Genomic DNA, 26,436 nt, shown 5'->3' with positions numbered 1-26,436 from the left:
GTCGGCTGCGGACCTGTGACGGCCGGGGCTCGGGACCGGGCCGGGCACGGCGGCCCAGGCCCGGTCCCGGGCCCCGGCCCCTGCCGGGTCGGCCCGGTCCGCAGCAGGCCCGCGGCATGCCTCAGGCCGTGCAGGTCATCAGTGAGCTGATCGGCCAGGCGCGGTAGGCCGTCCAGTAGGCCTCGTCGCGCACGGGGTCGGCGGGCGGGGTCCGGTTCGGCTGCCAGCCGACGGTGACGAAGCCCGCCTCGACGGCCGCTTCGGCGAGGTCCGCGTGGGCCCATTCGCGGAACTCGAAGGGCACCGGCGGCTCGGTCAGGAAGTGGGCCTTCAGCAGCGGCACGTCACCGTCGGGGACCCGGTCGAGGATCCGGACCCCGTACGGGGACCAGTCGACCCGCGGGAACGCCCCGGCGTTGGGCACGATGGCGAGCAGCCGGCCGCCCGCGCGCAGGTTGGCGCGGACGGACCGGAACATCGCGTGGAGGGCTCGGCGGTCGGGTGCGTAGCTGAAGACGTAGGCGGCGGTGGCGACGTCGAAGGGGCCGAGGTCGGGCAGGCCTGCAGCGTCGGCGACGAGGTACTCGACGTCCGTGCGGTCCTTGGTCGCCTTGTGCTGGCGGGCGTGCCGGATCATCTCCTCGGAGACGTCCACGCCGACGGTCCGGCGGGCCCCGCCGCGGGCCAGCAGCCGGGTGTTGTAGCCGTATCCGCAGGCCAGGTCGAGGGCGTCGAGGCCGCGCAGGCCGCCCAGCGCGTCGAGAGCCCCGTGCAGGGTGTAGGTGTCGGCCGCGGAGAAGGCCGCCGTGGTCGTGGACTCCGCGTAGCGCTCGCCGATGGTGTCGTACTGGAACCGCATGCTCTGCCTTCCGGTGACCTGCCGGGGGGTGGGACGCGTGCGTATCGTGCCCCGTGGCGCGTGCGGGTGGCCGCCCGCACACCCGTACGTCCCCCGGACGAGGGAAGCGGTCGGCCTATCGCGGCGCCTCCGCCTCCGCCCGCCCCTCCCCGCTCCCGGTCATCAGCTCGCGGGCGCGGGCGCGGAGCGAGCCGTGCGCCGCGTCGGCGTCGTGGCGGGGGTGCCAGGCCATGCCGAAGGGCAGGGTGGGCAGGCCGAGGGGCTCCGGGCGGAACACGGCGGCCCGGGAGGCCGGCGCCGCCCTCGGGGCGGCCGTGGTCGGCACGGTGCCGGCCTCCCGGTTTCACGGGAACCCGCAGGATCCGGCCGAGGTCGCCGCGTTCACCGAGGCGATGGGTACCGCGCTGCACACGGTGGCCGTGGTACTGCTGCTCGCATCGGCCGCGGTGGTGGCGGGCTCCGAGGCACGGGCCGGCGCGGTCCCGGACGAGGCCCCGGCCCCGACGGCCACGCGCCCGGCCCCGGCCCCGGCCCCGGCCCCGGCCCCGACGGCTGCCGGTCTGCACGGCCTCGGACCGGGTCCGCGCGGCCTCGGTTCCGGGATGCCGATGCCGTCGCCGATGGCGCATCCTGACTGTGTGAGGGCGAGAGCGGACAGCGTCGGCGCCGCCACCGATGCCGTGGTCCAGGCGCTCGCGCGGGCCGCCGTGAGCGCCGTGGAGGCCGTGGGCGGATACGCGGGCGGGGTCTACCTGCGCTCGCGCTCCGGCGAGCTCCTGCTGCTGGCCCTGTTCACGGGGCTGCCGCTGCCGCTGTTCCGGCCCTGGTGGCGGATGCAGGTCAACCGGCCCTTTCCGGTGGCCGAGGCCTACCGCTCGGGGCAGGCCGTGCACCTCCCCGACGCCGCGTCGGCCATGAGCCGCTTCCCGCAGCTGGTCGCCGGCCTGCCCTTCCCGTTCGCCTCGCTGTACGAGCCGGTGGCCGCCGGGCCGGAGCGGTTCGGCGTGCTGCTCGTGCTGCGCCCGCCCACCCCTGGTGTCCCGGTCGGGGCCGGGGACCGCAAACGGCTCCGGGAGGCCGCGGAGGAGCTGGCGCGCGAGCTGTCCGCCCTGTCCGCGGCCGGAGTGCCGGTGGAGTGGGAGGGGGATCCGGTCAGCGTGCCGGCTGAGGCGCCCGAGGCCGGGGCCGCGGGTGCCCGGGACGCCGTGGACCGGCTCGCGCAGGCGGTGCTCTCCCTGGACCGGCAGGGCCGGATCGGCTTCGTCAACTCCGCGGCGGAGCACCTGGTGGGCGTCGGCGCCGGGCACCTGCACGGGCGGCTGCTGTGGGAGGCGCTGCCGTGGCTGGGTCATCCCTCGCACGACGACCACTTCCGGGCCGTCTTCATGTCCTCGGAGCCGGTGCACTTCGCCGCCCGGCGGGGGCGCCATCCGCCGGGCGCATGGCTGTCGGTGGGCCTCTACCCGGCGTCCGACGGCGTGACCGTGACCATCGGCACGGCCGACCCGCCCGCCTACGCCGCCTCGTCGGCGGACCCCGCCACCGGCCCGGGTTCGCCGGCCGACCAGGCGTCCGCGCTGTACCGGCCGGTGGCCCTCGCCATCGCGCTGACGGAGGCGGTCACGGCCCGGCAGGTCTCGGCGGTGGTCACCGAGGAGCTGCTGCCCGCCTTCGGCGGCCGCCAGCTCGCGATCTACCTGCTCGACCAGCGGCATCTGCACCTGGCCTGGGAGACGGGTTTCCCGCAGGGCTTCCTCAACCGGTTCGACGGGGTCGCGCTCGATGTCCGGCTGCCGGGTGTGGAGACGCTGACCACGGGCCGGCCGTTGTTCTTCGAGTCGATGCAGCGCCTGGCCGCCGCGTATCCGGGGATCCCCCTGGACGCCGACGTCGGCGCCCGGGCCTTCCTGCCGCTGATCGCGTCCGGGCGGCCGGTCGGCTCGTGCATCCTCGGCTTCGACGCGCCCCGCGGGTTCAGCCCGGAGGAGCGTACGGTGCTGACCGCGCTGGCCGGGCTGATCGCGCAGGCCCTGGCGCGGGCACGGCGCTACGACAGCGAGGCGGCGCTGGCCCACGGGCTCCAGGCGGCGCTGCTGCCGCACCAGCTGCCGGTACGGGAGCACGTGGACACGGTCGGGCGCTATCTGCCCGGCTCCGCGGGCATGGACGTCGGCGGCGACTGGTACGACGTCGTGGAGACCGGATCGGGCCGGCTGGCCCTGGTCATCGGCGACGTCCAGGGCCACGGGGTGGCGGCCGCCGCGACCATGGGCCAGCTCCGGAGCGCGGTACGGGCCTTCGCCCTGGCCGGCAGCACGCCCGAGCAGGTGGTGCGCGGCACCAACCGGCTGCTCATCGACCTCGATCCGGGTCAGTTCGCCAGCTGCTGCTACGTGGTGCTCGACCCGGCGTCGGGTTCCGCCCTGGCAGTCCGGGCGGGGCACCCGCAGCCGCTGCTGCGCCATCCCGACGGCCGGACGGAGGTGCTGGACCTGGCGGGCGGGGTGGTGCTCGGCGTGGACCCGGAGGCCTCGTACCCGGTCACGGAACTGCGGCTGGAGCCGGGCGCGGTCCTCGCCCTGTACACGGACGGGCTGGTGGAGCGGCCCGGCGTGGACATCGACGAGGGGGTGGAGCGGCTGCGGCTGGCCCTGGCCTCGGCGTTGCCGGTTCCGCTGACCGAGACCGCCGACCGGCTGATCGGCAGCACCGCCGACCGGCCGGACGACATCGCCCTCCTCCTGGCGTCCCTGACGAACGGCCGCGAGCAGGCCGCACCCGAGACCTAGAGGCCAAGAGGCCAAGAGGCCTAGGGTCGCTCGAAGGCCTGGAGCACGCCGCCGACGGAGAAGCAGAGGGCTCCGCACAGCGTCCCCCAGTTGGCGACGGCCGTGCTGACCAGGTTTCCGGTGGCGGGCAGGGTGAAGGCCGCCAGGGCGGAGATCATGAACAGCACCGATCCGAACTGGTTCACCGCGACGACCCACCACCCGAGGCTGCGCGAGCGCAGGCAGGGCCAGGGGCGGTGGCAGATCTCGATGAACGCCAGGTGCCCGGAGAGCAGGAAGAGCAGGCATCCGATCACGTCGGGGGTCCAGATCAGCCGGTTGGTCTGCTGGACGGTGAGCCCCTGGATGAAGGAGTCCAGAAGGTTGATGCCGAAGACGAGCGTTCCGACGAACAGTACGAAGGCACTCAGCCAGTCCAGGCGCATCGGCTCGTACCCCCACCACTTCCACGCACCCGTGACCAGCCGGCCGCCGCCTTCCGGGGTGTGGCGGGGCCCGTTCAGCACCTGGAGGAGGGAGACGTAGCCGCCCGTGTTGAAGAACAGGCCTCCCGCGAAGTAGATGACGGCGCTCTCGGCCGTGTCCCCCCAGCCGAACTGCGAGACCGCGGCGCCGAGGGCGAAGAGCGCACCGCCGACGACGAAGGCGGCGGAGGCGATGCCGCCCAGGCGGCGCAGTCGGCGCAGGGCCTCGGTGTCGGCGGTGGCGGTCCTGACGGCCGTCTCGCCGGGGCTGCGGACCGCGAGCGTGCCGCGCCGGCGCGCGGGCCGCGACTCCCACACCACCGTCTCCCCTTCGGGGCGCTGCCAGGTGAGCCGGGTGGTGAAGGGGCCCGCGCCCTCGGCGCGCTGCTGGGGCAGTTCCACGGTGTCAGCCCGCCTCGGTCGTCCGCTTTTCCATGCCGGCCAGGGTGCATGCGGTGTTGACCAGGCCGACGTGGCTGAACGCCTGCGGGAAGTTGCCGAGTTGGCGCCCGGAGACGGGGTCGTACTCCTCGGCGAGCAGTCCCACGTCGTTGCGTACGCTCAGCAGCCGTTCGAAGAGGGCGCGGGCCTCGCCCTCGCGGCCGGTCAGGTGCAGGGCGTCGGCCAGCCAGAACGAGCAGGCCAGGAAGGCGCCTTCGTCGCCGGGCAGTCCGTCGTCGGTGTCGGCGGTGCTGTAGCGGCGGACGAGTCCGCTGCGGCCCAGCTCGGCGCGCACCGCGTCGACGGTGCCGATGACCCGGGGGTCGTCGGGCGGCAGGAATCCGACCCGGGGGATGAGCAGGGTCGCCGCGTCGAGTTCGCGGGAGCCGTAGTACTGGGTGAAGGTGTTCCGTTCGGGGTCGAAGCCCTTGTCGCAGACGTCGCGGTGGACCGCGTCCCGCATGGCGCGCCAGCGGTCCGGGTCGCCGGGCAGCGAGGGGGCGTCCTCCAGGGTCCGCACGGCCCGGTCCGCGGCCACCCAGGCCATCACCTTGGAGTGCACGAAGTGCCGGCGGGGGCCGCGGACCTCCCACAGGCCCTCGTCGGGCCGGTTCCAGTTCTGCTCCAGGAAGTCGAGGAGCGCGAGCTGGATCCGCCAGGAGTGGGCCTCGGCGGGCAGTCCGGCGGACCTGGCCAGGTGCAGGGAGTCGATGACCTCCCCGTACACGTCGAGCTGGAGCTGGTCGACGGCGGCGTTGCCGACGCGGACGGGCGCGGAGGAGGCGTAGCCGCCCAGCCAGGGCAGTTCGCTCTCGGGGATCCGGCGCTCGCCCGCGATCCCGTACATGATCTGGAGGTCGGCGGGGGCCCCGGCGACGGCCCGCAGGAGCCACTCGCGCCAGGCGCGGGCCTCGTCGAGGAACCCGGTGGTGAGGAGGGAGCCGAGGGTGAGGGTGGCGTCGCGCAGCCAGCAGTAGCGGTAGTCCCAGTTGCGGACGCCGCCGAGTTCCTCGGGCAGGGAGGTGGTCGCGGCGGCGACGATACCGCCGGTCGGGGCGTAGGTGAGGGCCTTGAGGGTGATCAGGGAGCGGGTGACCGCTTCCCGGTAGGGGCCCTCGTAGCGGCAGGGGGCGCTCCACTCGCGCCAGTCGGAGAGGCTGCTCTCCAGGGCCTCGAAGGGGTCGGTGGGTGCGGGGCGCGGTTGGTGCGAGGGGTGCCAGGTCAGGACGAAAGCGACGCGGCGGCCGGCGGTGACGGGGAACTGGGAGCGGGTGCTGTTGTCCTCGCCCCAGGTGCGGACGGGGGGTTCGCTGCGGAACCAGGCGGAGTCGGGCCCGGCGACGGCGACCCGGTCGCCGTCGCTGCGGCGCACCCAGGGCACGACGTGGCCGTAGTCGAAGCGCAGGCGCAGGGTGCTGAGCATCCTGACGGTGCCGCTGATGCCCTCGACGATGCGGACGACGTCGGGGGCGACGTCGCGCTGGGGCATGAAGTCGATGACCTTGACGGTGCCGGTCTCGGTCTCCCAGTACGACTCCAGGACCAGCGAGCCGTCGATGTAGGCGCGGCGGGTGCAGCGTTCGCCGTCGGCTGCGCCGAGGGGGGCGATGCGCCAGTGGCCGTTCTCCTCGTCGCCGAGGAGCCTGGCGAAGCAGGCCGCCGAGTCGAAGCGCGGCAGGCACAGCCAGTCGATGGACCCGTCGCGGCCGACGAGCCCGCTGGTCATGAGGTCGCCGATGAGTGCGTAGTCTTCGATGGGTTGTGTCATTTGTGCGCTCTTCCCCTGAATGTCCGGGGCCAATCAGCCGAGGCCCCGGACACCCCCTAGTTGCGCACGAGGAGGGTCACCGCGGCGAGGACGATGCCGAGGGCGAGGGCCAGGGCTCCGTGGGCCAGGCGGTGGGCGCGCAGGACGGGGAGGAAGCGGTCGGCGGCGTACGCGCCGGGGCCGGTGAGGGTGAGGGCCGCGGCGCCCGCGGTCAGGAGCAGTTCGTACTCGATGCCGGCGGGGGCGAAGAAGGAGCCGGCGCCGTGCACGACGATCGCGTTGATCATGGTGCCGACGACGGCGGCGCCGGCGAGCGGGGTGAGCAGACCGGCGGCGAGACCGAGGCCGCCGAGGGTCTCGGTGAGGCCGGCGAGGACGGCCATGGCGTCGCCGGCGGGGTAGCCGCTGGCGGTGAAGAACGTGCCGGTGCCACTGATGCCCCCGCCGCCGAACCAGCCGAAGAGCTTCTGTGCGCCGTGTGCGGCCATGGTCAGGCCGAGGACGATGCGCAGGAGCAGCAGGCCGGCGTCGTGGCCGGCGGTGGAGAGGGCGGCGGGCCGGGGCGGTGCGGCCGGTGCGGTGGCCTGCGGCTTCGTCGTGGTGACGGAGGGGCTGGTCATCGTGGGGGTCCTTCCGGTCGTGCGGTCCGGGGAGGCGGGTGAAGAGTTGTTCAAATTCGAACCGCAGTCTGGACCCTAGCGGGTGATTCAAATTCGAACAACCCATGTAGGGTGGGGCCATGGCTGAACCGAGATGGCTGGACGAGCGCGAGATGCGGGCCTGGAGCGGCTTCCTGGCCGCCTCGGCCCTGGTGAACCGGCGCCTCGACCAGCAGCTCAAGGACGACTCCGGGCTGTCGCACCCGCAGTACGAGATCCTCGTGCGGCTCGCCGCCGCGCCCGGCCGGGAGCTGCGGATGACCGAGCTCGCCAACGGCCTCATCAACTCCAAGAGCGGGCTGACGTACCAGGTCACCCAGATGGAGAAGGCCGGACTGGTCCGCCGCCGCAGCTGCCCCTCGGACGTGCGCGGGGTCTTCGCCGTGCTCACCGACGCCGGCCGCGCCAAGCTGGAGGAGGCCGCGCCGGGGCACGTGGCCACGGTCCGGGAGGTCCTGGTGGACGTGCTCACCCCGGAGCAGCTCGACGCGCTCGCCGACGGCCTGGGCGAGGTCGGGCGCCGCCTGCGCGGACAGGGCGACTGAGCCGCTCGGGCGGCCGTACGGGTACCAACGCCCCGAATGGGGTATATGGGCGCCATGGACGGAACCGTCTGGCTCATCGTGACCGCGGTCGTCATGGCGGGCCTCGCCGTGGTGGCGGCGGTGATGTTCGTACGCGTGCTCAGGGCGCGGAAGCTGCTGGTCGACGCGGGCATCCCGCTGCACGACAAGGCCCTGTTCTGGGCCGCCCTGATCTACACCGTCTCGCCCGTGGACCTCGTCCCGGACCCGGTGTACCTCGACGACATCGGGATCCTGATGCTGGCGCTGCGTTCCCTGCACGCGGCGGCCTCGGCGGCACGCACGCCGAAGGAGACCGGCGTCGACGTCCGCACCCGCGTCTGATCGGACGGGCCGGCGGACGGGGGCCGGCCAGGCGTGGGCGGCCGGGCGTGGGCCGGTCAGATGCGCCGGCCAGCTCCAGATGTGCTGGTCAGACGTGCTGGTCGACCAGGACCGGATTGCCGTCCGGGTCGACGACGAGGAAGCTGCCCGGCCCTGACGCCGACTCGTCGGCCTCCATCAGGAACGCCACGCCGAGCGCTCTCAGCTCCCGCTGGATCTCGCGGACGTCCGTGAACGCGTCGACGGGGTCCGCGTTCTGGTCCCAGCCCGGGTTGAAGGTCAGCATGTTCTTCTCGAACACGCCCTGGAACAACCCGATCACGTGGTGGCCGTTCTTGAGAATCAGCCAGTTCTGCGCGGGGTCCCCGCCGAAGGCGGTGAAGCCGAGCTTCTCGTAGAACGCCCTGGAGGCCTCGATGTCCCGCACGGACAGACTCACGGAGAACGCGCCCAGATCCATGCGCACCAGCCTGTACGCCCTGCGACGGGGCCGCAACCGCGCGGGGCGGCGCGCGCCCCGGCCGGAGGGTCAGCGCACGCCGCGGGTCCGGAACTGGACGCTGACGCGGGGCCCGACGGCCCGGGCCGACTTCGGTACGGCGTGTTCCATCGTGCGCTGACAGGAGCCGCCCATCACCACCAGGTCGCCGTGGCCCAACGGCAGCCGAAGCAGGGTGGGCCCCCCGTCACGCGGGCGGAGGGCCAGGTCGCGCGGGTCTCCGACACTGACGATGGCGACCATGGTGTCCTCGGTCGAGGAGCGGCCGGTGCGGTCGCCGTGCCAGGCCACGCTGTCGCGCCCGTCGCGGTACAGGCACAGTCCGGCCGTGGTGAACGGCTCGCCCAGCTCGGCGGCGTAGTGGCCGCTCAGCGCATCGCGGGCCTCGACGAGCGAGGGGTGCGGCAGGGCCTCGTCCTCGGCGTAGAAGGCGAGCAGCCGGGGCACCTCGACCTCCCGTTCGTACATCTGCCGCCGCTCGGCGCGCCAGGGCACGTCGGCGGCCAGCCGCTCGAAGAGCGCGTCGGCGCCGCACAGCCAGCCGGGCAGGTGGTCGACCCAGGCCCCGGCGCCCAGCTCCGTCCGGCGCAGCCCGTCGAGGGGGCCGGGGCGGATCTCGTCGCCCTGGTCGAAGAGGGAACCCTGGAGACCCTGGACCGCGTGCATGACCTCAGCCTAGACCTATAACCGAACATGTGCACGAATACGTACTGTGCGGCCGGCCCCTGCCGCACAGTAGGTCATCCCCGTGCCCGGGCACAGATGCCCGAAAGGGAGGCGAGTTGCAGCAGGAGCAGGGTGCGGCGGGGCCGCTTTCCGTCCGCGACCGACAGGAGCGTCAGGGCGCCGAGGACGGTCGCGAAGGTGGCGCCGTACATGCTGACGGCGGTCAGGGACGGCGAACCGGCCTGCCGGTCGACGAACGTGCCGAGTGCGATGCCGGACAGCGCACCGGCGGCCACGGTGAGGGTGAAACTGACGTAGAGACCGCTGAACTCCCTGATGCGGAGCAGGTCCCGGTAGCCGGTGGCGGGCTGGGCAGCTTGGCTGTTGGTGCGGGCGGTCAGGTCTGAAGGCATGAAAAAAGCCTCCGGACGCATGCACGGGCACGCACACCGAAGGCCAACGCCGGGGATTCCAGCAGTACTCGGGGCCGGTTCACCGAAAATCGCGGGATCCGCACAGCTCCGGCCCGCCTCGCGGAACGGCATTACCGCAGGGTAGGCGTGTGATCAGGAACTCACGGTCTTGGCCGGGGGCCCGCTACGCGGTAGCGTCAACGCGACATAAAGAAATAGCGACGACGGCGAGACGGAAGTCCGGTGTGAATCCGGCATGGTCGCGCCACTGTGTGCTGCGGTGACCTCCCCCTGGGGGGCGGCGTGGCGAGTCAGACCCGAGGACCGTCGTCCTGCACCACCGTATGGGACGCGTGTTCCCCGAGGAGGTTCCATCATGGCCGAGGCTGTCGCTTCCGCTGCCGTTTCCGCCCCCGCCGTCTCGCCGTCGGCTCCGCTGCCCGTCAAGGCCGTTCTGCCTTGGGCGCTGTTCGTCGGTCTTCTGATGCTCGTCGCGCTGTACTTCGTCGGTGCGGAGCAGGGTGCCACCGCCGTGTTCGCCGGTGAGGGCGTGCACGAGTGGGTGCACGACGGCCGTCACCTGCTCGGCTTCCCCTGCCACTGAGAGGGCGCGCACATGTACGCCTCCACTGTCAGAGGTCTGCTGGTCCGCGGGATGCTCGCGGGTCTGATCGCCGGACTCTTCGCCTTCGCCGTCGCCTACGTCGTCGGTGAGCCGCCGGTACGGGGCTCCATCGCCGTCGAGGAAGCCGCCGCCGCCCAGGAAGCCGGCGCGGCCGGCGCGTCCGGCGCGGCTTCCGGCCACGCCGGACACGCCGGACACGGCGGTGACGCCGCGTCGGGCGCCGCCGAGGAAGAGGAGGAGCTCGTCAGCCGCCCCGTCCAGTCCACCGTCGGCCTCGCCACCGGTGTCCTGGTCTACGGGGTCGCGCTCGGCGGTATCGCCTCCCTCGCGTTCTCCTTCGCCCTCGGCCGAATCGGCGGGTTCAGCCCCCGGGCCACGGCCGCGCTCACCGGGGCGGGCGCGTTCGCTCTCGTCTACCTGGTGCCGTTCCTGAAGTACCCGGCCACCCCGCCCGCGGTCGGCAACCCCGACACCATCGGACAGCGCACCACGCTGTTCTTCCTGATGATCCTGCTCAGCGTGCTGCTCGGCATCGGCGCGATCATCCTGGGACGCCGGCTCGCACCCCGCCTGGGCAACTGGAACGCCACCCTGGCCGCGGCCGGCGGATTCATCGCCGCCACCACCCTGGCCTTCGTGTTCCTGCCGGACAACAGCGACGCCGTCCAGCCCGGCTTCCCCGCAGCCCTGCTCTGGGAATTCCGGCTTGCCTCACTGGCCGTCCAACTCGTCCTGTGGGCCGCATTCGCCATCGTCTTCGGCGTCCTGGCCCAGCGGCTCCTCGACGCCCGCACCGACGGCGCGGAGGTGACGGCCCAGCAGCAGGCACCCGCCCTGGGCTGATCCGACCCACCATGCCCGCGCACGGGCCCCGCACCCCCAGGGGTGCGGGGCCCGTGCGCGTAGGCGACCGTGGACGTGGGCATCCCCGCGCATGCGTGCGCAGCAGCGCACACTTCACGCCCCGGCCGCCCTACGATGTCCGTATGAGCACAGGCACACGAACGGCACGTGCACAGGATGCGCAGAAGCGGACCGACCGGCTGGAGGTCGCCGCGTCCGTACTGGCCCTGCTCGCGGACCGCACGCGCCTGGCGCTGATGGAGCGGCTCGGCCGGGGCGAGGCGGACGTCACCACGCTCACCGAGGCATGCGGGGCGGCCCGCCCCTCCGTCAGCCAGCACCTGGCCAAGCTCCGTCTCGCCGGGCTGGTCACCACCCGCAAGGACGGACGCCGCGTCGTCTACGCCCTGCGCCACGGGCATCTGCGCAGGCTGGTGGACGAGGCCATGAACGTCGCCGATCACCAGATCGGCTCCCTCCCTCCGCACGACTGAGCCGCCGGCCCTGCCGAGGCGGGACCGGCCGGACCGGTGCGGCCACGACCGGTCCGTACCACGCACCACGCACCACGCACCACGGGCCGCTCACCAATACGTGCACAGGTGCGCACATGTTGGCTACGCTGGACGTGCCGTCGATCCGCCGACCGGAACGGGGCCGACCTTGCCCTCCTCTGCGTCCGTGCCACCCGTGCCGTCCCGGCCTTCCGTGCTGCGCAACGGCACCTACCGCCGCCTGTTCACGGCCCAGGTCGTCGCCCTGGCCGGCACCGGGCTCGCCACCGTCGCGCTCAGCCTGCTCGCGTACGACCTCGCCGGCGACGACGCCCCGGCGGTCCTCGGCACCGCCCTGGCGATCAAGATGATCGCCTACGTGACGGTCGCGCCGCTGATCACGGCCGTCGCCGACCGGGTCCCCCGGCGGATCCTCATGGCGGCGGCGGACCTCACCCGGGCCGGCGCGGCGCTGACCCTCCCCCTCGTCACCGAGGTGTGGCAGATCCACCTCCTGATCTTCCTGCTCCAGGCGGCCTCGGCGGCCTTCACCCCGGCCTTCCAGGCGACGATCCCCCAGGTCCTGCCCGACGAACAGGACTACACGCGGGCCCTGTCGATGAGCCGGCTCGCCTACGACCTGGAGAGCCTGCTCAGCCCGATGCTGGCCGCGGCACTGCTCACCGTCGTCCCCTACGACCGGCTGTTCACCGGCACCGTCGTCGGCTTCCTCGCCTCCGCCGCGCTCGTGACCGCGACGGCGCTGCCCGCTCCCGCTCGCGCCGGGCGGACCGGTGGGATCCGCACCAGGGCGGCCCTCGGTGCCCGCCTGTTCGCCGCCACTCCACGGCTGCGGGCACTGCTCGCCCTCGACCTGGCGGTCGCCGCCGCCGGCGCCGTCGTCCTCGTGGACACCATCGCCGTCGTCCGCGGCCTGGGCCGCCCGGCCGGAGCCGTCCCTATCGCCCTCGGCGCGTACGGCGCCGGGTCCGTACTCGCCGCGCTCGCCCTGCCGCGGCTCCTGCGGCACGCCACCGACCGCACCGTGATGCTCTCGGCCGCCTCCGCGCTCCCCGTGGTCCTCGCCGCCGTGGCCGTGCTCACCTCGGCCGCCCCGGCCGCCTGGTCCTGGCCCGTACTCCTGGGGGCGTGGGCGGCGATCGGGGCCGCCTGCTCCGCCGTCCTGACTCCCGGAGGCCGCGTGGTCCGCCGCTCCACCGCGGACGCGGACCTGCCCGCCGCCTTCGCCGCCCGGTTCTCCCTCTCCCACGGCTGCTGGCTGATCACCTACCCGCTGGCCGGGTGGCTCGCCCCGTGGGCGGGGCTGCCGCTGACGGTCGCGGCCCTGGGAGCGCTCGCCCTGGCCGCCACCGCCGCCGCGGCCGCGGGCTGGCCTGCCCATGACCCGTACCGGCTGGAACACCTGCACCCGGACCTGCCGCCCGGGCACCCGCACCTCGCCGACGCCCGTCCCTCCAGGCACGGTTGGCTGCACGGCCACCACTACGTCATCGACCGGCACCACCACCGCTGGCCCGGGCGGGACGGCACCGGCACCCGCCTGAAAACCCGTGGCCGGTCGCGACCGGGGTCGCTACGATCACCGCGATGACCGCTCAATCCACTCACGGATCGGAGGTCCCCACCGCGCAAGGTGAGCGCTGATGCTCACTCCCACCGCGAACAGGGACTCCCGCCTCGCCCTCTGGCTCCGCGTACGCGAGTACGCCGTGCCGGCTTCCATGATCGAGACTGCGACCGCCCGCCGGCACGCCGGCGACTGGGCCGGGGCATGCGCCGCCGCAGGCATCGACGTCGACTTCAACCTGCGTTCCCTCGCCCGCTCCCACGGCCGCGACCTCGCGGACAGGATCCGGGCCGATCTGCGCCACCTGGCTCCCGACCTGCTCCGCTGGCACATGCCGCGCGTCGCTCCCGACGGGCTGCTTCGCCCGGGGCTGACCCTCACTCTGGCCCGGTACGCCGCCGCGCCGCACGGGAGCGCGCCCCCGGTGCACCTCGTGGCCCGTACCCCGCCCGCCTGGGCGGACGGCGGTCAGCGGATCAGCCTCGCGCTGTGGGACGGCTCCCGGTCCCAGGCCGGGGTGGCCGCCGGTGACCCACGCCGACGGGCCCGCCCCGACCGGCGCTTCCGCCTCGACCTGCACCGCCACATGTGGGACGCCCGCAGGACGGACGAACTGCGCGCCCGCTCCGGCGCCGACCTGCCGCCCTGCGACGGCCCGCCCGGGCCGGACCCGGGCCTCGCGGACACGCTGCCGCCCGGACACGCCTGCGCCGTCGGCCGATGGGCCGACGAGACCGCGATCGTGCTCCTGGCCGAGGGGCGGACCACCGGCTGTGTCACCGTCCGGCTCGGGGCCGGCCGGCGCCTGGTCCTCGCCCTGGACCCGGGCGGGGTGCGGGACGGGGACGGCCTCGGGACGCCCGCGCTCCGGATCGGCGCCGCACCCGCGGACGGCAGCGCCCACGCGCTGCCGGTCCTGCCCGAGGCTGCGGTCCGGCTGCTCCCCGACCTGGAGCTGCTCCGCGCCGGCTCCATCGAGGCCGGGCGGCTGCACCCGCTCGTCGCCGAGGCCCTGGCACCGGGGTGCGCGGCCCTGCCGTCACGGACCGCACACCCGGGCGGACCGCGCTACGTCGCATGCCGGGGCTCCCGGCACCGCATCGGCCTCGTCGACGGGGTGCTGACCGCGCTGGACCACGATGCGGCCGAACTCCGGCGCGAGGAACTGCTGGTGGCCCTGTCCGGGACTCCCCTGCCCTGCCTCCAGGCCATCGACACGGCCCACCGCCGCCCGGACTGCCTCACCGGCGTCCGCGAACGCCTGGACCACGGCGACATCACCGGGGCACTGGCCGTCGTCGAGGACCTCCTGGGGCCCGGCGCACTGCTGCGCCCCGGCCCACTGCGGGACGCACTGGAGGCGGCCGCCCGACGGCGGATCACCTACGGGCTGTTCCGCGCGGGTCTCGCCGGACCGGGACCCGGACGTCTCCCCGCACCAGCACACCGCTCCCGCAACCCCCGCCGTGGCCGCCGGGCCGCCTGAGTCCTACGGGATCCCGTCTCCGGCCGGGGCCGCCCCTGCGTACCCGCACACCTCCGAAACCCCACAGGTGATCATCATGCCCCTGAACATGCCCGTGAACGTGCCCCTGAACATGCCCGTGAACGTGCCCGTGAACGTGCCCGTGAACGTTCCCGTGAACATGCCCGCCGCCTCGCAGCTCGACGTCGCCGGCGACCTGCTGGCCCTGCTCGGCGAGACCACCACCGAGCCGCGCCCCGACAACCAGCTCGAAGCCCTCACCCTGGCCGTCGCCGCCGACCTGCCCGTCCTCCTGTGGGGCGAGCCCGGAATCGGCAAGACCGCCGCCCTGACCCAGCTCGCCGCCTCCCTGGACCTGCCGCTCACCACCGTGATCGCCAGCGTGCACGAACCGTCCGACTTCTCCGGGCTGCCCGTCGTCGGCGACGACCCTGCGCAGCAGGGCGTCCCCATGGCCCCGCCGGACTGGGCGGTGCGCCTGGTACGCACCGGCCGCGGCCTGCTCTTCCTGGACGAGCTGTCCACCGCGCCGCCGGCCGTCCAGGCCGCGCTGCTGCGCCTCGTACTGGAACGGCGGGTAGGCGCCCTGCAACTGCCCCCCGGGGTACGGATCGTGGCGGCCGCCAACCCGCGGTCGTCGGCGGCTGACGGCTGGGAGTTGAGCCCGCCCCTGGCGAACCGGTTCGTCCACCTGCAGTGGACCCACGACCACGAGGTCGTCGTACGCGGTCTCGGCGGGACCTGGCCGCGGGCCACCCTGCCGCGCCTCGACGCGCAGGCGCTGCCCGCCGCCGTGGACTTCGCCCGCCGCGCGGTGTGCGGGTTCCTCACCACCCGCCCCCCGCTCGTACACCGCCTGCCTTCCGGTGAGACGCGGCGCGGCGGCGCCTGGCCGTCGCCCCGCAGCTGGGACATGACGCTGCGTCTGCTCGCCTTCGCCACCGCGGCGGGCTCCTCCCGGGAGGTGCTGTCCATGCTCGTCAGGGGGACCGTGGGGGACGGACCGGCGCTGGAACTGCTGGCCGCCCTGGACCGGATGGAGCTCCCCGACCCCGAGGTGCTGCTCGCCGACCCGGCCACCGCCGAGCTGCCCGAACGCGGCGACCAGCGCCAGGCCGTCCTGGAGGGGATCGTGTCCGCGGTGTGCCGGCGCCCGGAGAAGGCCAGGTGGGACGCAGCGTGGACGATCATGGTGCGGGCCCTGGAGACGGGTGCTCCGGACCTGGTGGTCGTCCCCGCGACCTCGCTCGCCGCACTGCGCCGCGAGGAGTGGGACGTACCCGCCGAGATCGAGCGGCTCGCCGGGGTGGTGTCCCTGTCCCGGCGCGCGGACGAGGCCGCGGAGCGGAGCGCGGGCCGTACGGCGGTCCCCGCGGGGGCCCGCCGGTGAGCGCGGGGGCACAGGGGGCACCGGAGGCCCTGGGAGCACCAGGAGCACCGGGAGCGCTGGACCTCGACAAGCTCTACGCCGCACGGCTGCATGCCGCGCGGGTCCGGCCGTACCTCGCGACGGCGCTGTTCGCCCTGCACACCGTGGAGTCGCGCCGGGTTCCCACGATGGCCGTCGACAAGTACTGGCGCTGCTATGTCTCACCGGGCTTCGTGGACCGGACGCCGGTGGAGGAGCTCGCCGGGGTCTGGGTCCACGAGGTGTCGCACCTGCTGCGCGACCACCACGGGCGCGGTGACCGGGCCGCGCGGCTCCAGGGACTGGAAGGCCCGGGGGCGCGGCTGCGGATGAACATCGCCGCGGACTGCGAGATCAACGACGACGTGTTCGGCGACGGGCTGGTCGCACCCGAGGGCGCCGTCACCCCGGAGCAACTGGGCCTTTCCGGCGGCGAGCTGATGGAGGACTACCTGCGCCGGTTCGGGCTCGGGCCGCAGACCCAGGGCCTGGTCTGGCTGGACTGCGGCAGCGGCGCCGACGGGATGGACCGTGCGTGGGACCTCGGGCCGGACGGCGCGCACGGCCTCAGCGAGCAGGAGCAGGACGCGGTCCGGTTCCGGGTGGCGCAGGGCATCAACGGACGCCCGGGCGACGCCCCGAAGGGGTGGAAGCGGTGGGCGGAGGAGGCCTTCCATCCACCGCAGCCGTGGCGGGAGTTGCTGGGGGCGGCGGTCCGGTCGGCGGCCTCCGGCACGGGCGCCGGCGAGGACTACAGCTACGGCCGGCCCTCCCGGCGCTCGGCCGGGCTGCCCGGCGTCGTCCTGCCGAGCCTGCGGCGCAGGCCGCCACGGGTCTGCGTGGTGATCGACACCTCCGGTTCGGTCAGCGACGCCGAACTGGGGGCTGCGCTCCTGGAGGTCGCCGCGATCGCGCAGGCCGTGGGCGGCCGCCGCGACCTGGTCACCGTGGTGCCGTGCGACGCGGCGGCGCGGATCGTGCACCCGCTGTGCGAGGGCGAGGGGATTTTGCTGCTGGGCGGTGGCGGCACGGACCTGCGCGCGGGTTTCGCCAGGGCTCTGCGGTCGGGGCCGCGGCCCGATGTCATCGTGGTCCTGACGGACGGACAGACCGCCTGGCCCGCCGTCCGGCCGGCGTGCCGGACGGTGGTTGGCCTGTTCTCCCGTCCGAAGAGAGCGCGGTGGGACGAGGACGATCCGTACTACGTGCCGGACCCGACACCGTCCTGGGCCCGGGTGGTGACCATCGGATCGGCCGCCGCCACGCGGTGAGCCGCTGCCGTGGGCCGCTGCGGACGATCCGCGCCGCCGCTCCCCCCGCAGCCTGTCAGGCTTGCGGGGAGGTGCGGCAGCGGGTCAGGCCGACGTCGGCCGGCCCGCGGGGTCGGTCGGGTTGGCGGGACCCGCGGGAACCGTGGGGCTCGTAGGGTCCGTGGGGTTGGCCGAGTCGACGGGGTCCGCCGGGGCCTTCCCGCTGACGCGTCGTACGCGATGGGTGCCCGCGAGCCGCGCGATCAGCAGGCAGTACGCCGGGGCGGCGACGAGTTCGAGGACGAGCGCCTGCCACGGGGCGTCGGCCGCGTTCCCCGATTCGGCCAGCTGCCCCAGGGCTACGGTGACGGCGTAGGCGGTCATGTTGTTCGCCACGTGCACGGCGATGACGGCCTCGAGGCCGCCGGTGCGGACGGTCAGCCACCCCCACCACAGGGCGGAGTAGAAGAGCAGGGCGAATCCCGACCACTCGCCGATGCCGTGCGCGAGGGCGAACAGGGCGGACGCGATGACGATGCCGGGCCAGGGGGATCTCAGGAACCCGCCGAAGAACTGGGCGAGCCAGCCCCGGAACACGAACTCCTCGGCCGCGGCCTGACAGGGGATCAGCGCCCACAGCACGACCAGCCCGAGCACGAACCCGGACCAGCCGGGGAAGTCGCCCGCGACGGCCTCCTCGCCGTCGCTGAGGTAGCTCCACAGCGCCAGCCCGCCCATCTGGAGCACGATCAGGGGGAAGGCCACCGCCGCGCACCGGGCCAGCCAGCCCCAGCGCAGCCGGCCCATGACGGAGACCACGGTGCCCGCGGGGCGCCTGCCGCACCAGCGCACGGCGAGCAGCACCACGGGTATGCCGGTGGCTATGGAGAGCAGGGCGAGTGCCTCGTCGGCGAGCGGATCCCCCAGGATCCGGTCGCCGTCCTCGGGTGCGAAGTCCAGCCCCAGCACGTACCAGGCGAGGGCGCCGAACGCGATGACCACCAGTGGTACGGCCAGGTTCCCGACGGCGACCAGGAGGAACTCCCCGATGCGCTGCGGGACCTGCTGACGGCCGTTGCGGGCCTGTTCGTGGTAGGCGCTGCCGTCCGGCGCGGTGTCGGTCGGCGGCTGCGGGGGGAGGGGCGGGGCGCCGAAGGGCGGGCCGCCGTGACCGGGGGACGGCCACCCCTGGGCCGGGGCCGGCCATGACGGAGCGCCTGCGGGCGGCGGGGCCCAGACGTTCGGCGGGGGCGTATCTGACACAGCGGGACCCTTTCCGTCACGGCCGTTCACACGCCCATTCGATCACGCCGCCGCCCCCGGGCTCAGCCCGCTGTCGTACGGGAGTCCGCCGGAGCATTGCCGGGCACGCACCCGGCGGGCGGCTCGTACGGCGGGCCGGAGGGCGGGGCTGACGGCGGGCCGGCGGGCGGAGCGGAGGGCTGAGCCGAGGGCGGAGCGGCACGCGGGGCCGGCAGGGGCAGCGAGAACCAGACGGCTTTGCCCTCGGCCGTCGGCAGGGTGCCCCAGGAGGAGGCGAGGGAGTCGACGAGGAGCAGGCCCCGGCCGGATTCCGCATCGGGGGCGGCGAACCGGGCCTGCGGCAGCACGGGGCTGCCGTCGCAGACCTCGACGCTGAGTTCCCGGCCGGCCTGGCGCAGGCGGAGCCGGACCGGGCCGCGGCTGTGGTTCACGGCGTTGGAGAGCAGCTCGGAGGTGAGCAGGCAGGCGGTGTCGCGGAGGTGCTCGTCGTCCCTGCCCCACAGGGCGAGGGTGGAGCACAGGAACCGCCGCCCGGCGCCGACGCTGCTCGGGTCCGCGGCGAGCAGCATGCTCTGCGAGGTCACCGGTGTGTCGGGAATGCGGACGAGCAGGAGGGTCACGTCGTCGGGGTTGTCGTCTGCCTCCGGCAGCAGTTCGGCCAGCAGCCGGTCGGCGGCCGCCTCCAGGCTGTCCGTCGTCGCGACGGCCTTCTCCAGCGCGGCCGCGAGCCCGTCGACCTGGCCCTCGATGTCGCTGTCCGGGGTCTCGACCAGGCCGTCCGTGTACAGCGCGAGCACCGAACCGGGCTCGACGGTGTGCCGGGTCTCGTGGTGGGGCACCTCCCCCACCCCCAAGGGCACGCTCACCTCCACGGGCAGCCGGGTGACCTCGCCGCCCGGAGCGACGAGCAGGACCGGGAGGTGGCCGGCCGAACACATGGTGATCTCGGCGGAATCGGCGTCGACGACCAGATAGCAGCAGGTGACGAACTGGTCCGGCAGTTCACTGACGACCGCGTCGAGGGCGCGCATGAGCTGCCAGGGCGGCATGCCGGTCTTGGCGAGCGCGTGGGAGGCGGATCTGAGCTGGCCCATGACGGCGGCGGCGTCCAGGCCGCGCCCCATCACGTCGCCGACCATCACACCGACCCGGCCGCCGCCCAGCGGGATCAGGTCGAACCAGTCGCCGCCGACCCCGGCGCCCTGCCGGGCCGGGAAGTAGCGGCTCGCCGTGGGCATCCCCGGTACGTCCGGCGGGGACCCCATGAGGCTGCGCTGGAGGGTGAGCGCGACATGGCGCTGCTGCTCGTAGAGCTTCGCGAGCATCTCCTCGGCCGACTTGCGTTCGGTGACGTCGCGGATGGCGGCGGAGACCAGGGTGCCGTCGGGGGTCTCCAGCGGGCTGAGGCTGATCTCGACCGGGAACTCACGCCCGTCGCGGCGCAGGCCGTACAGCTCCAGGCCCGCCCCCATCGGACGGGTCTTGCGGTTGACGAAGTAGCCGTGCCGGAAGTCGGAGTGGTGCCCGCGGAATCGTTCCGGGACGAGCACCTCGACCGGTCTGCCCAGCAGGTCCTCCCGGGCGTAGCCGAAGAGGGCCTCGGTCTGCGCGTTGACGAGCTGGATCGCGCCCCGCTCGTCGACGATCACCATCGCGTCCGGGGCCGCCTCCAGCAGGGCCCGGAAGCGTTCCTCGGCGGCCCTGCGCTCGCTCACGTCGCGTACGGCCGCCGAGATCAGCAGGCCCTCCGGGGTCTCCAGCGGGCTGAGGCTGATCTCGACCGGGAACTCACGGCCGTCGCGGCGCAGGCCGTACAGCTCCAGGCCCGCGCCCATCGGGCGGACCTGGCGGCTGGCCGCGTAGCCGAGCCGGTGGCCCGGGTGCTGTCCGCGGAACCGCTCGGGCACCAGGACCTCGATGTGACGGCCCAGGAGTTCCCGGCGGGGGTGGCCGAAAAGGGCCTCGGTCTGTGCGTTCACCAGCCGGATCACACCGGCGTCGTCCACGATCACCATCGCGTCCGGTGCCGCTTCCAACAGAGCCCTGAACGGCTCTTCAGTCGTCGCTGCCACGCTGCGCCTCGCACTCGTCGAATCCCGCAGAAGCTGACATCCGACCACGTGGCCGAATCTCGCGCTTCCGGTTGACCGCATGCGGCGCCAATTGACCGATTCTGCGCACCGGCGGCGGGATCGGGGTCAACGCCGGTTGACGCGCCCGCCGGACGGCGGCGCCGCGGCGGGGTCGCTGATCTATGGTGGCGGGAGGACTGGCCGGGCGGACGCGAGGCGAGGAGATCCCGTGCGTGACGCAGAGTTCTTCCGGAGCTGGATGACGGCCGCGGCGGCCGCCGTGGAGCGTGAGGCGGACCGGCTCACCGAGCTCGACTCCCCCATCGGCGACGCCGACCACGGGAGCAATCTGCTGCGGGGCTTCACGGCGGTGCGCGCGGCCCTGGAGGCGCAGCCCCCGGCGGCGCCGGGCGCGGTGCTCCAGCTCGCCGGGCGGACGCTGATCTCGACGGTCGGCGGCGCGTCGGGACCGCTGTACGGGATGCTGCTGCGGCGGACCGGCAAGGAGCTCGGGGAGGCGCCCGAGGTGGCGGACGCGGAGCTGGCCGCGGCCCTGGACAAGGGGGTCGGCGCGGTGGCGCAGCTGGGCGGCGCGGCGGCGGGCGACAAGACGATGCTGGACGCGCTGCTGCCGGGCGTGGCCGCGCTGGGCACGTCGTACCGGGCGGCGGCGGACGCGGCGGAGAACGGGGCGCTGGCCACCGTACCGATGCAGGCACGCAAGGGGCGGGCCAGCTACCTGGGCGAGCGGAGCATCGGCCACCAGGATCCGGGAGCGACCTCGTCGGCGTTGCTGCTGGGCGCGCTCGCGGACGTGGCCGAGCGGGACGTGGCCGGGCGGGAAGCGGCCGGGCGGGCGGAGGACGGGCGATGACGGACGGGGCCCTGGTCGGGGTCGTGCTGGTCTCGCACAGCGCGGCGGTCGCCGAGTCGGTGGCGGAGCTGGCGCGGGGCCTGGCGGCGGGCGGGGCGGTGGCCCCGATGGCCACGGCGGGCGGCACGTCCGCCGGCGGGCTCGGCACGAGCGCGGACCTGATCGTGGCGGCCGCGCGGGAGGTGGACCGGGGCGCCGGGGTGGCCCTGCTGGCGGACCTCGGCAGCTCGGTCCTGACGGTGAAGACGCTGCTCCTGGAGGACGAACTGCCGCCGGACTCACGGCTGGTGGACGCCCCCTTCGTCGAGGGCGCGGTGGCGGCCCTGGTGGCCGCCTCGGCCGGCGCCCCCCTCACCCAGGTGGCCGAGGCCGCCACGGAGGCCTACGCCTACCGCAAAGCCTGACCGGCTCCGCCCGGGAAACGGACCCGTGCGGCGCCCGTGCCCCCGGGCAGCCCGTCCCTCGCCTCCCGCCGCGGCCAGGCAGTACGCCGCCACGTGTACACGGCGTCCCGCCGCTCGGCTCCCGCCGGAGGCGGCCGTGGCGGGCGGGCCCCCNGTGTACACGGCGTCCCGCCGCTCGGCTCCCGCCGGAGGCGGCCGTGTCGGGCGGACCCGCCAGTCGCCGAAGGCACGGTGGTGCGGTGGGCACTCGCGCCCGCCGACGGGCAGGTCGGGTACCGCGGGGCCCCGATCGCACGGGCGCGGTGTCAGCGGCCGCGCAGGGTCTGGATCTCGCGGCGGTCGCGCTTCGTGGGGCGGCCCGTGCCGCGGTCGCGGATGCCGACGACCGCGGCCTCCACCGGGGTCGGCGGCGGCGGGCTCTTGTCGATCAGGCACTCGGCGGCCACGGGCGCGCCGACCCGCTTGGACACCGGTCGCCTGACCACGACGATCCGCTCGCGCCCCGCGTGGAAGAGCCGTACCTCGTCGCCCGCACGAATCGGCTGCGCCGGCTTCGCACGCTCCCCGTTGACCTTCACATGGCCCGCCCGGCAGGCCGTCGCCGCGATCGAGCGGGTCTTCGTCAGCCGCACGGACCAGATCCACGCGTCGACCCGTACCGTGCCCGTTTCCGTTCCCGAAACCTCATCAGCCATGCCCCGACTCTAGCCATCCGGGCCCACCGGGACGGAACGACTTTTCCGCGACTTTTGGCAGATGCACCAACACCCCTGGCATCTACCATGGCGATGGCACCAAGAGGATTGCAAATGCGCCATACGTGCCCCTACCTTGTCGCACATGCAGTCCTACACCATCGGACAGGCCGCGCGACTGCTGGGCGTCAGCCCGGACACCGCACGGCGCTGGGCCGACGCCGGCCGGGTCGTGACCCACCGCGACGAGGTCGGCCGGCGGCTGGTCAACGGCCGCGATCCGGCGCCTTCTCCGTGGAGGTGGGCCAGGGCGCCCACGCCGAGGACGGGGAGCCGTACACCTCGGTACGCAACGCCTTTCCCGGCATCGTCACCGCCGTCCGGCTCGGCGACGTCTCCGCGCAGGTCGACATCCAGGCGGGTCCGCACCGCCTGGTCTGCCCGCTCACCCGCGAAGCCGTCGTGGAGCTCGCGCTGGAGGTCGGCACGCGGGCCACCGCCCGTGTGAAGTCCACGAGCGTGCACATCGACCGCGCCTGAACCCCTGGCCTGCGCCGCCGCCGGGGCCGCGCAGCCCACCCACGGCCCACCCCCCGCCCCGGCCTCGCACCACCACTCAGCACCGCTCGCACCGCACCACACCGAACCGTTCCCACCCGCTCCGCCCGTCACCGGCGCGGGTCGCCACCGCGCGGATCCGGCACCCGGCCGGCCGCCGACCCGACCGAGGAGCCTGCGCCCATGTCCCCGACCCCGGCCTCGACCCGTCGCCGCACCACCACCACCGCCGCTGCCGTCCTGTCCGCCGCCCTGCTCACCGGGCTCACCGCCTGTGGCGGCGGCGAGGGCAAGCCCGCCGCCCCCCACACCGGCTCCGCCGCGCCGTCGGGCGCCGCACCGCAGACGAACCTCACCGTCCTGGCCGCCTCCTCCCTCACCGACGTCTTCAAGGCCGCGGGCGCGGCGTACGAGAAGTCCCACCCCGGTACGAAGGTCACCTTCTCCTTCGCCGGTTCCCAGGAGCTCGCGGCGCAGGTCAAGCAGGGCGCCCCGGCCGACGCACTGGTCACTGCCGACACCAGGACCATGGACGGGCTGAAGGCCGAGACCGGCGAAGCCAAGATCATCGCGAAGAACCGCCTGGTCATCGCGGCCGGCAAGGGCAACCCGTTCAAGATCGACGAGCTGAGGGACCTCGCCGACACCAGGCTCAAGGTCGTGATCGCTGCGCCCGAGGTGCCGGTCGGCCGCTACAGCAAGCAGATCCTCGACGCCCAGAAGGTCGAGGTGAAGCCGGTCTCGCAGGAGCCCAACGTCCGCGCCGTCCTGGGCAAGGTCGAGATGGGTGAGGCCGACGCCGGCCTCGTCTACAAGACGGACTCCGCCAAGTCGGGCGACAAGGTCGTCACCGTGGACATCCCCGACGCCCAGAACGCCCTGGCCTCCTACCCGGCCGCCACGCTGAAGCAGTCCAGGAACAGCGAGGCCGCGGCCGCGTTCGTGGCCTGGCTGAGCACGCCGGAGGGGCAGAAGATCCTCCAGGACGCGGGCTTCCAGCAGCCGTAGGCGGCGCTGCACCTCTCCCGGGGGACACGGGGGCTGTCCGGTCCGGGGGACGGGCAGCCCCTCTTGGCGTCCCCGCGCGCGCCGGGCCGCCCGTGCCCGCCTTGCCCGCGCGCGCCCCGGGCCGCCCGTGCCCGCCTTGCCCGCGCGTGCCCGCGTCCGCCTCTCGGACCGGCATACGCTGCACCCCTGCGCCGCCCCGCCCGCCCCTTCCCCCGCCCCACCCACCGCGTACCAGCCAGGAAGTCCCGTGAGCAGACTCCGTACCCGCACCACCCGGCCCCCGGTGGCCCTGGCGCTCCCCGCGCTGCTCGCCGTCGCCTTCCTGCTGATGCCGCTGATCGGCATCCTCGTCCGCACTCCGTGGGGCGATCTCGGGGAACACCTCGGCAGCCCCGGCGTGGTCGAGGCCCTGAAGCTCTCGCTCGTGGTGTCCCTGTGGGCGCTGGCCCTCTCGCTCCTCCTCGGTGTGCCGCTGGCCTGGCTGCTGGCCCGCGTGGACTTCAAGGGCAAGGCCCTGGTGCGCTCGCTGGTGCTGCTCCCCATGGTGCTGCCGCCGACCGTGGGCGGCGTGGCCCTGCTTCTCGGATTCGGGCGGCGCGGACTGCTCGGGCCGTGGCTGGAGGACTCCTTCGGGATCACCCTGCCCTTCCACACCTCGGGGGCCGTCGTCGCGGCGACCTTCGTCGCCATGCCGTTCCTGGTCATCAGCCTGGAGGGCGCCCTCGTCGGTCTCAGGCAGAGCTACGAGGAGACCGCGGCCTCGCTCGGCGCGTCGCCGGTGCGGGTGTTCTTCACGGTGACCCTGCCGATGGTGGCGCCCGGTCTGGTCGCCGGCGCCGCCCTCACCTGGGCCCGTGCGCTGGGCGAGTTCGGCGCGACCATCACCTTCGCCGGGAACCTGCCGGGCACCACCCAGACGCTGCCGCTCCAGGTGTACCTGCTGCTCCAGGACCAGCCAGAGGCGGCCACCTCGGTCTCGCTGCTGCTGCTGGCGATCGCCATGGCCGTACTGATCGCGCTGCGCGGCCGCTGGACGGGCACCCCGATCGACCGCGGGGCGGTCACCGCACCCCGGCCGGTCGCGGAGGAAGCCCCCGCGCCCGCCGCCCCGGGACCGGGTGCGGGAGCGGGAGCGGAGACATACATGGACGCGAAGACGGATACGGAGACAGGGACGGGGACGGAGGCGGAGCACTGGCCTCTGCACGCCACCGTCACCGGCTTCAACCACCTCACCCTCCGGGCCGAACCCGGCACGACCATCGCCGTCGTCGGCGAGAACGGAGCCGGCAAGACCACCCTGCTGCGCGCCCTCCTGGGCCTGACTCCGCGGGCTCACGCCGAGCTGCGGCTGGGCGATGCCGACGTGACCACCCTGCCCCCGCACAAGCGGCAGGTGGCCTGGGTCCCGCAGGACGGGGCGCTGTTCCCGCACCTGAGCGCCCTGGCGAACACCGCGTACGGGCTGCGCGCCCGCCGCGTGCCGCGCGCCGATGCCCGTCGTGAGGCGCAGGCCTGGCTGGACCGGCTGGGCGTCGGTCACCTGGCGCACCGCAAGCCGTCCCAGCTCTCCGGCGGCCAGGCCCAGCGGGTCGCCCTGGCCCGCGCCCTGGCCGCCCGCCCGCGGCTCCTGCTGCTCGACGAGCCCCTCGCGGCCCTCGACCAGACCACGCGGGCCCGCGTCCGGCACACCCTGCGCACGCACCTGGCCGGCTTCGGCGGGGTCTGCCTCATCGTGACCCACGATCCCGTCGAGGCCGTGTCGCTGGCCGACCGGGTCCTCGTACTGGCCGACGGCCGGGCCCTGCAGGACGCGCCGCCGGCCGAGGTCTCACGGCACCCGCGCTCCCCCTGGGTGGCCCGCATGCTGGGGCGCAACGCCTGGCCGGGCATCGCCTCGGCGGACGGCCTCGCGCTCGCTGCGGGCGGCCGCCTGGTGGTCGCCGAGGCCCTGCCCGAGGGGGCCCAGGCCCTGGCGATCATCGCCCCGGAGGCGGTGGCGGTGCACCGGGACCGCCCGGGCGGCAGCCCCCGGAACGTGTGGCCCGGCACGGTACGGGAGATCACGGCGGTGGGCAGCCGGCTGCGCGTGCTGATCGGGTCGGCCGAGGCGCCCGACCTGGTCGCCGAGATCACCCCGGACGCGGCGGCCGAACTGGGCCTGGCCGACGGGTCCGAGGTGTGGACGAGCGTGAAGGCCACCGAGGTCACGCTGGTGGGCCTGTAGGCCCCCGCAGCCCGGCGACCACGACACCCCGGCCCTCGACGATGACCCCCGGGCCGGTCCGGGCTGCCGCGCGCAGCCCAGCGTGTGGCTTCCGGTCGACGAGCACCCGACTGGGATCCGGACCGAAGAGGCTGCTGCGGCAGGCTGGGAGGAGGAGGCGGCTTCGGCCTGGGTG

At 74.4% G+C, this 26,436-nt stretch carries 25 protein-coding genes and 1 pseudogene; 15 read left to right on the top strand and 11 right to left on the bottom strand.

Features of this window, described 5'->3' with window-relative positions; translation table 11 throughout:
* Window positions 1–121: 121 nt before the first annotated feature.
* Together AAT21_RS19600 and AAT21_RS19595 are read right to left on the bottom strand one after the other, a co-directional pair.
* On the bottom strand, window positions 122–859 hold the full coding sequence (locus AAT21_RS19600) for a class I SAM-dependent methyltransferase (protein WP_046778090.1): 738 nt from the start codon (window positions 857–859) through the stop codon (window positions 122–124).
* A 115-nt stretch (window positions 860–974) separates the two neighbouring features.
* Entirely contained in the window at window positions 975–1,184 is a 210-nt protein-coding gene (locus AAT21_RS19595) for a hypothetical protein (protein WP_046778089.1), read from the bottom strand.
* Window positions 1,185–1,461: 277 nt separating this feature from the next.
* On the opposite strand from AAT21_RS19595, the gene AAT21_RS19590 reads away from it, so the two are divergent.
* Window positions 1,462–3,648, top strand: coding sequence for a SpoIIE family protein phosphatase (locus AAT21_RS19590; RefSeq protein ID WP_052757928.1), 2,187 nt, complete (start codon window positions 1,462–1,464; stop codon window positions 3,646–3,648).
* A 20-nt stretch (window positions 3,649–3,668) separates the two neighbouring features.
* On the opposite strand, the gene AAT21_RS19585 is transcribed toward AAT21_RS19590, so the two are convergent.
* The 3 genes from AAT21_RS19585 to AAT21_RS19575 are packed head-to-tail and all read right to left on the bottom strand — an operon-like array spanning window position 3,669 to window position 6,941.
* Window positions 3,669–4,514, bottom strand: a complete 846-nt coding sequence (locus tag AAT21_RS19585; protein WP_046778088.1) for a hypothetical protein — start codon at window positions 4,512–4,514, stop codon at window positions 3,669–3,671.
* A gap of 4 nt (window positions 4,515–4,518) precedes the next feature.
* A complete protein-coding gene (locus tag AAT21_RS19580) occupies window positions 4,519–6,321 on the bottom strand; it encodes a glycoside hydrolase family 15 protein (RefSeq protein WP_046778087.1) in 1,803 nt (600 codons plus the stop codon).
* A 56-nt stretch (window positions 6,322–6,377) separates the two neighbouring features.
* Complete coding sequence (locus tag AAT21_RS19575) at window positions 6,378–6,941, bottom strand: DoxX family protein (RefSeq protein WP_046778086.1); 564 nt, start codon at window positions 6,939–6,941, stop codon at window positions 6,378–6,380.
* Between the two features lie 119 nt (window positions 6,942–7,060).
* Here AAT21_RS19575 and AAT21_RS19570 point away from each other — a divergent pair, with 119 nt between their 5' ends.
* Both AAT21_RS19570 and AAT21_RS19565 read left to right on the top strand, forming a co-directional pair.
* On the top strand, window positions 7,061–7,525 hold the full coding sequence (locus AAT21_RS19570; protein WP_046778085.1) for a MarR family winged helix-turn-helix transcriptional regulator: 465 nt from the start codon (window positions 7,061–7,063) through the stop codon (window positions 7,523–7,525).
* A 54-nt stretch (window positions 7,526–7,579) separates the two neighbouring features.
* The gene (locus AAT21_RS19565; protein ID WP_046778514.1) at window positions 7,580–7,888 is read left to right on the top strand and encodes a YkvA family protein; all 309 of its coding nucleotides are present in this window, start codon (window positions 7,580–7,582) and stop codon (window positions 7,886–7,888) included.
* An 88-nt stretch (window positions 7,889–7,976) separates the two neighbouring features.
* On the opposite strand, the gene AAT21_RS19560 is transcribed toward AAT21_RS19565, so the two are convergent.
* From AAT21_RS19560 to AAT21_RS19550, 3 genes are all read right to left on the bottom strand, one after another.
* Window positions 7,977–8,348, bottom strand: coding sequence for a VOC family protein (locus AAT21_RS19560; RefSeq protein WP_046778084.1), 372 nt, complete (start codon window positions 8,346–8,348; stop codon window positions 7,977–7,979).
* 69 nt (window positions 8,349–8,417) lie between these two features.
* A complete protein-coding gene (locus AAT21_RS19555) occupies window positions 8,418–9,053 on the bottom strand; it encodes an alpha-ketoglutarate-dependent dioxygenase AlkB (RefSeq protein ID WP_046778083.1) in 636 nt (211 codons plus the stop codon).
* A gap of 74 nt (window positions 9,054–9,127) precedes the next feature.
* Window positions 9,128–9,466, bottom strand: coding sequence for a hypothetical protein (locus AAT21_RS19550; protein WP_052757880.1), 339 nt, complete (start codon window positions 9,464–9,466; stop codon window positions 9,128–9,130).
* 376 nt (window positions 9,467–9,842) lie between these two features.
* Here AAT21_RS19550 and AAT21_RS19545 point away from each other — a divergent pair, with 376 nt between their 5' ends.
* The 7 genes from AAT21_RS19545 (at window position 9,843) to AAT21_RS19515 (ending at window position 17,181) form a co-directional block, all read left to right on the top strand.
* On the top strand, window positions 9,843–10,070 hold the full coding sequence (locus AAT21_RS19545; RefSeq protein WP_046778082.1) for a CbtB domain-containing protein: 228 nt from the start codon (window positions 9,843–9,845) through the stop codon (window positions 10,068–10,070).
* A 12-nt stretch (window positions 10,071–10,082) separates the two neighbouring features.
* A complete protein-coding gene (locus AAT21_RS19540; protein WP_046778081.1) occupies window positions 10,083–10,934 on the top strand; it encodes a CbtA family protein in 852 nt (283 codons plus the stop codon).
* Between the two features lie 143 nt (window positions 10,935–11,077).
* The gene (locus AAT21_RS19535) at window positions 11,078–11,428 is read left to right on the top strand and encodes an ArsR/SmtB family transcription factor (RefSeq protein ID WP_046778080.1); all 351 of its coding nucleotides are present in this window, start codon (window positions 11,078–11,080) and stop codon (window positions 11,426–11,428) included.
* Between the two features lie 187 nt (window positions 11,429–11,615).
* On the top strand, window positions 11,616–13,040 hold the full coding sequence (locus tag AAT21_RS19530; protein WP_412180325.1) for an MFS transporter: 1,425 nt from the start codon (window positions 11,616–11,618) through the stop codon (window positions 13,038–13,040).
* A 52-nt stretch (window positions 13,041–13,092) separates the two neighbouring features.
* Window positions 13,093–14,502: a hypothetical protein gene (locus AAT21_RS19525; protein WP_046778079.1), complete on the top strand. Its 1,410-nt coding sequence runs from the start codon at window positions 13,093–13,095 to the stop codon at window positions 14,500–14,502.
* A 160-nt stretch (window positions 14,503–14,662) separates the two neighbouring features.
* The gene (locus AAT21_RS19520; protein ID WP_046778512.1) at window positions 14,663–15,892 is read left to right on the top strand and encodes an AAA family ATPase; all 1,230 of its coding nucleotides are present in this window, start codon (window positions 14,663–14,665) and stop codon (window positions 15,890–15,892) included.
* On the top strand, window positions 15,889–17,181 hold the full coding sequence (locus AAT21_RS19515) for a vWA domain-containing protein (protein ID WP_235438940.1): 1,293 nt from the start codon (window positions 15,889–15,891) through the stop codon (window positions 17,179–17,181). Before AAT21_RS19520 ends, AAT21_RS19515 begins: the two co-directional genes overlap by 4 nt.
* A gap of 84 nt (window positions 17,182–17,265) precedes the next feature.
* Here the strand turns inward: AAT21_RS19515 and AAT21_RS19510 are convergent, their stop codons facing one another.
* The gene (locus tag AAT21_RS19510) at window positions 17,266–18,423 is read right to left on the bottom strand and encodes a CPBP family intramembrane glutamic endopeptidase (RefSeq protein ID WP_063838122.1); all 1,158 of its coding nucleotides are present in this window, start codon (window positions 18,421–18,423) and stop codon (window positions 17,266–17,268) included.
* Between the two features lie 62 nt (window positions 18,424–18,485).
* A complete protein-coding gene (locus AAT21_RS34965; protein ID WP_079025814.1) occupies window positions 18,486–20,576 on the bottom strand; it encodes a PAS domain S-box protein in 2,091 nt (696 codons plus the stop codon).
* 148 nt (window positions 20,577–20,724) lie between these two features.
* Between AAT21_RS34965 and dhaL the strand changes: the two genes are divergently transcribed.
* Together dhaL and AAT21_RS19490 are read left to right on the top strand one after the other, a co-directional pair.
* Window positions 20,725–21,369, top strand: coding sequence for a dihydroxyacetone kinase subunit DhaL (gene dhaL, locus AAT21_RS19495; RefSeq protein ID WP_046778078.1), 645 nt, complete (start codon window positions 20,725–20,727; stop codon window positions 21,367–21,369).
* Window positions 21,366–21,773, top strand: a complete 408-nt coding sequence (locus tag AAT21_RS19490) for a PTS-dependent dihydroxyacetone kinase phosphotransferase subunit DhaM (RefSeq protein WP_046778077.1) — start codon at window positions 21,366–21,368, stop codon at window positions 21,771–21,773. The genes dhaL and AAT21_RS19490 overlap by 4 nt, the downstream gene beginning before the upstream one ends.
* A 305-nt stretch (window positions 21,774–22,078) precedes the next feature.
* On the opposite strand, the gene AAT21_RS19485 is transcribed toward AAT21_RS19490, so the two are convergent.
* On the bottom strand, window positions 22,079–22,468 hold the full coding sequence (locus tag AAT21_RS19485) for an RNA-binding S4 domain-containing protein (RefSeq protein WP_046778076.1): 390 nt from the start codon (window positions 22,466–22,468) through the stop codon (window positions 22,079–22,081).
* A 145-nt stretch (window positions 22,469–22,613) separates the two neighbouring features.
* On the opposite strand from AAT21_RS19485, the pseudogene AAT21_RS19480 reads away from it, so the two are divergent.
* The 3 genes and pseudogenes from AAT21_RS19480 to AAT21_RS19470 all read left to right on the top strand — a co-directional run bounded on the left by AAT21_RS19480 (window position 22,614) and on the right by AAT21_RS19470 (window position 26,261).
* A pseudogene (locus tag AAT21_RS19480) lies at window positions 22,614–23,008 on the top strand (TOBE domain-containing protein).
* 201 nt (window positions 23,009–23,209) lie between these two features.
* Complete coding sequence (modA, locus tag AAT21_RS19475) at window positions 23,210–24,034, top strand: molybdate ABC transporter substrate-binding protein (RefSeq protein ID WP_046778075.1); 825 nt, start codon at window positions 23,210–23,212, stop codon at window positions 24,032–24,034.
* 247 nt (window positions 24,035–24,281) lie between these two features.
* Window positions 24,282–26,261, top strand: a complete 1,980-nt coding sequence (locus AAT21_RS19470) for an ABC transporter permease (RefSeq protein WP_046778074.1) — start codon at window positions 24,282–24,284, stop codon at window positions 26,259–26,261.
* The last annotated feature ends 175 nt before the right edge of the window (window positions 26,262–26,436 follow it).

This window comes from Streptomyces yangpuensis, from assembly GCF_001005295.1.
Classification (GTDB): Bacteria; Actinomycetota; Actinomycetes; order Streptomycetales; family Streptomycetaceae; genus Streptomyces; species Streptomyces yangpuensis.
The sequence above is the reverse complement of the archived record's forward strand: the minus strand, read 5'-3'. Positions and strand labels throughout refer to the sequence as shown.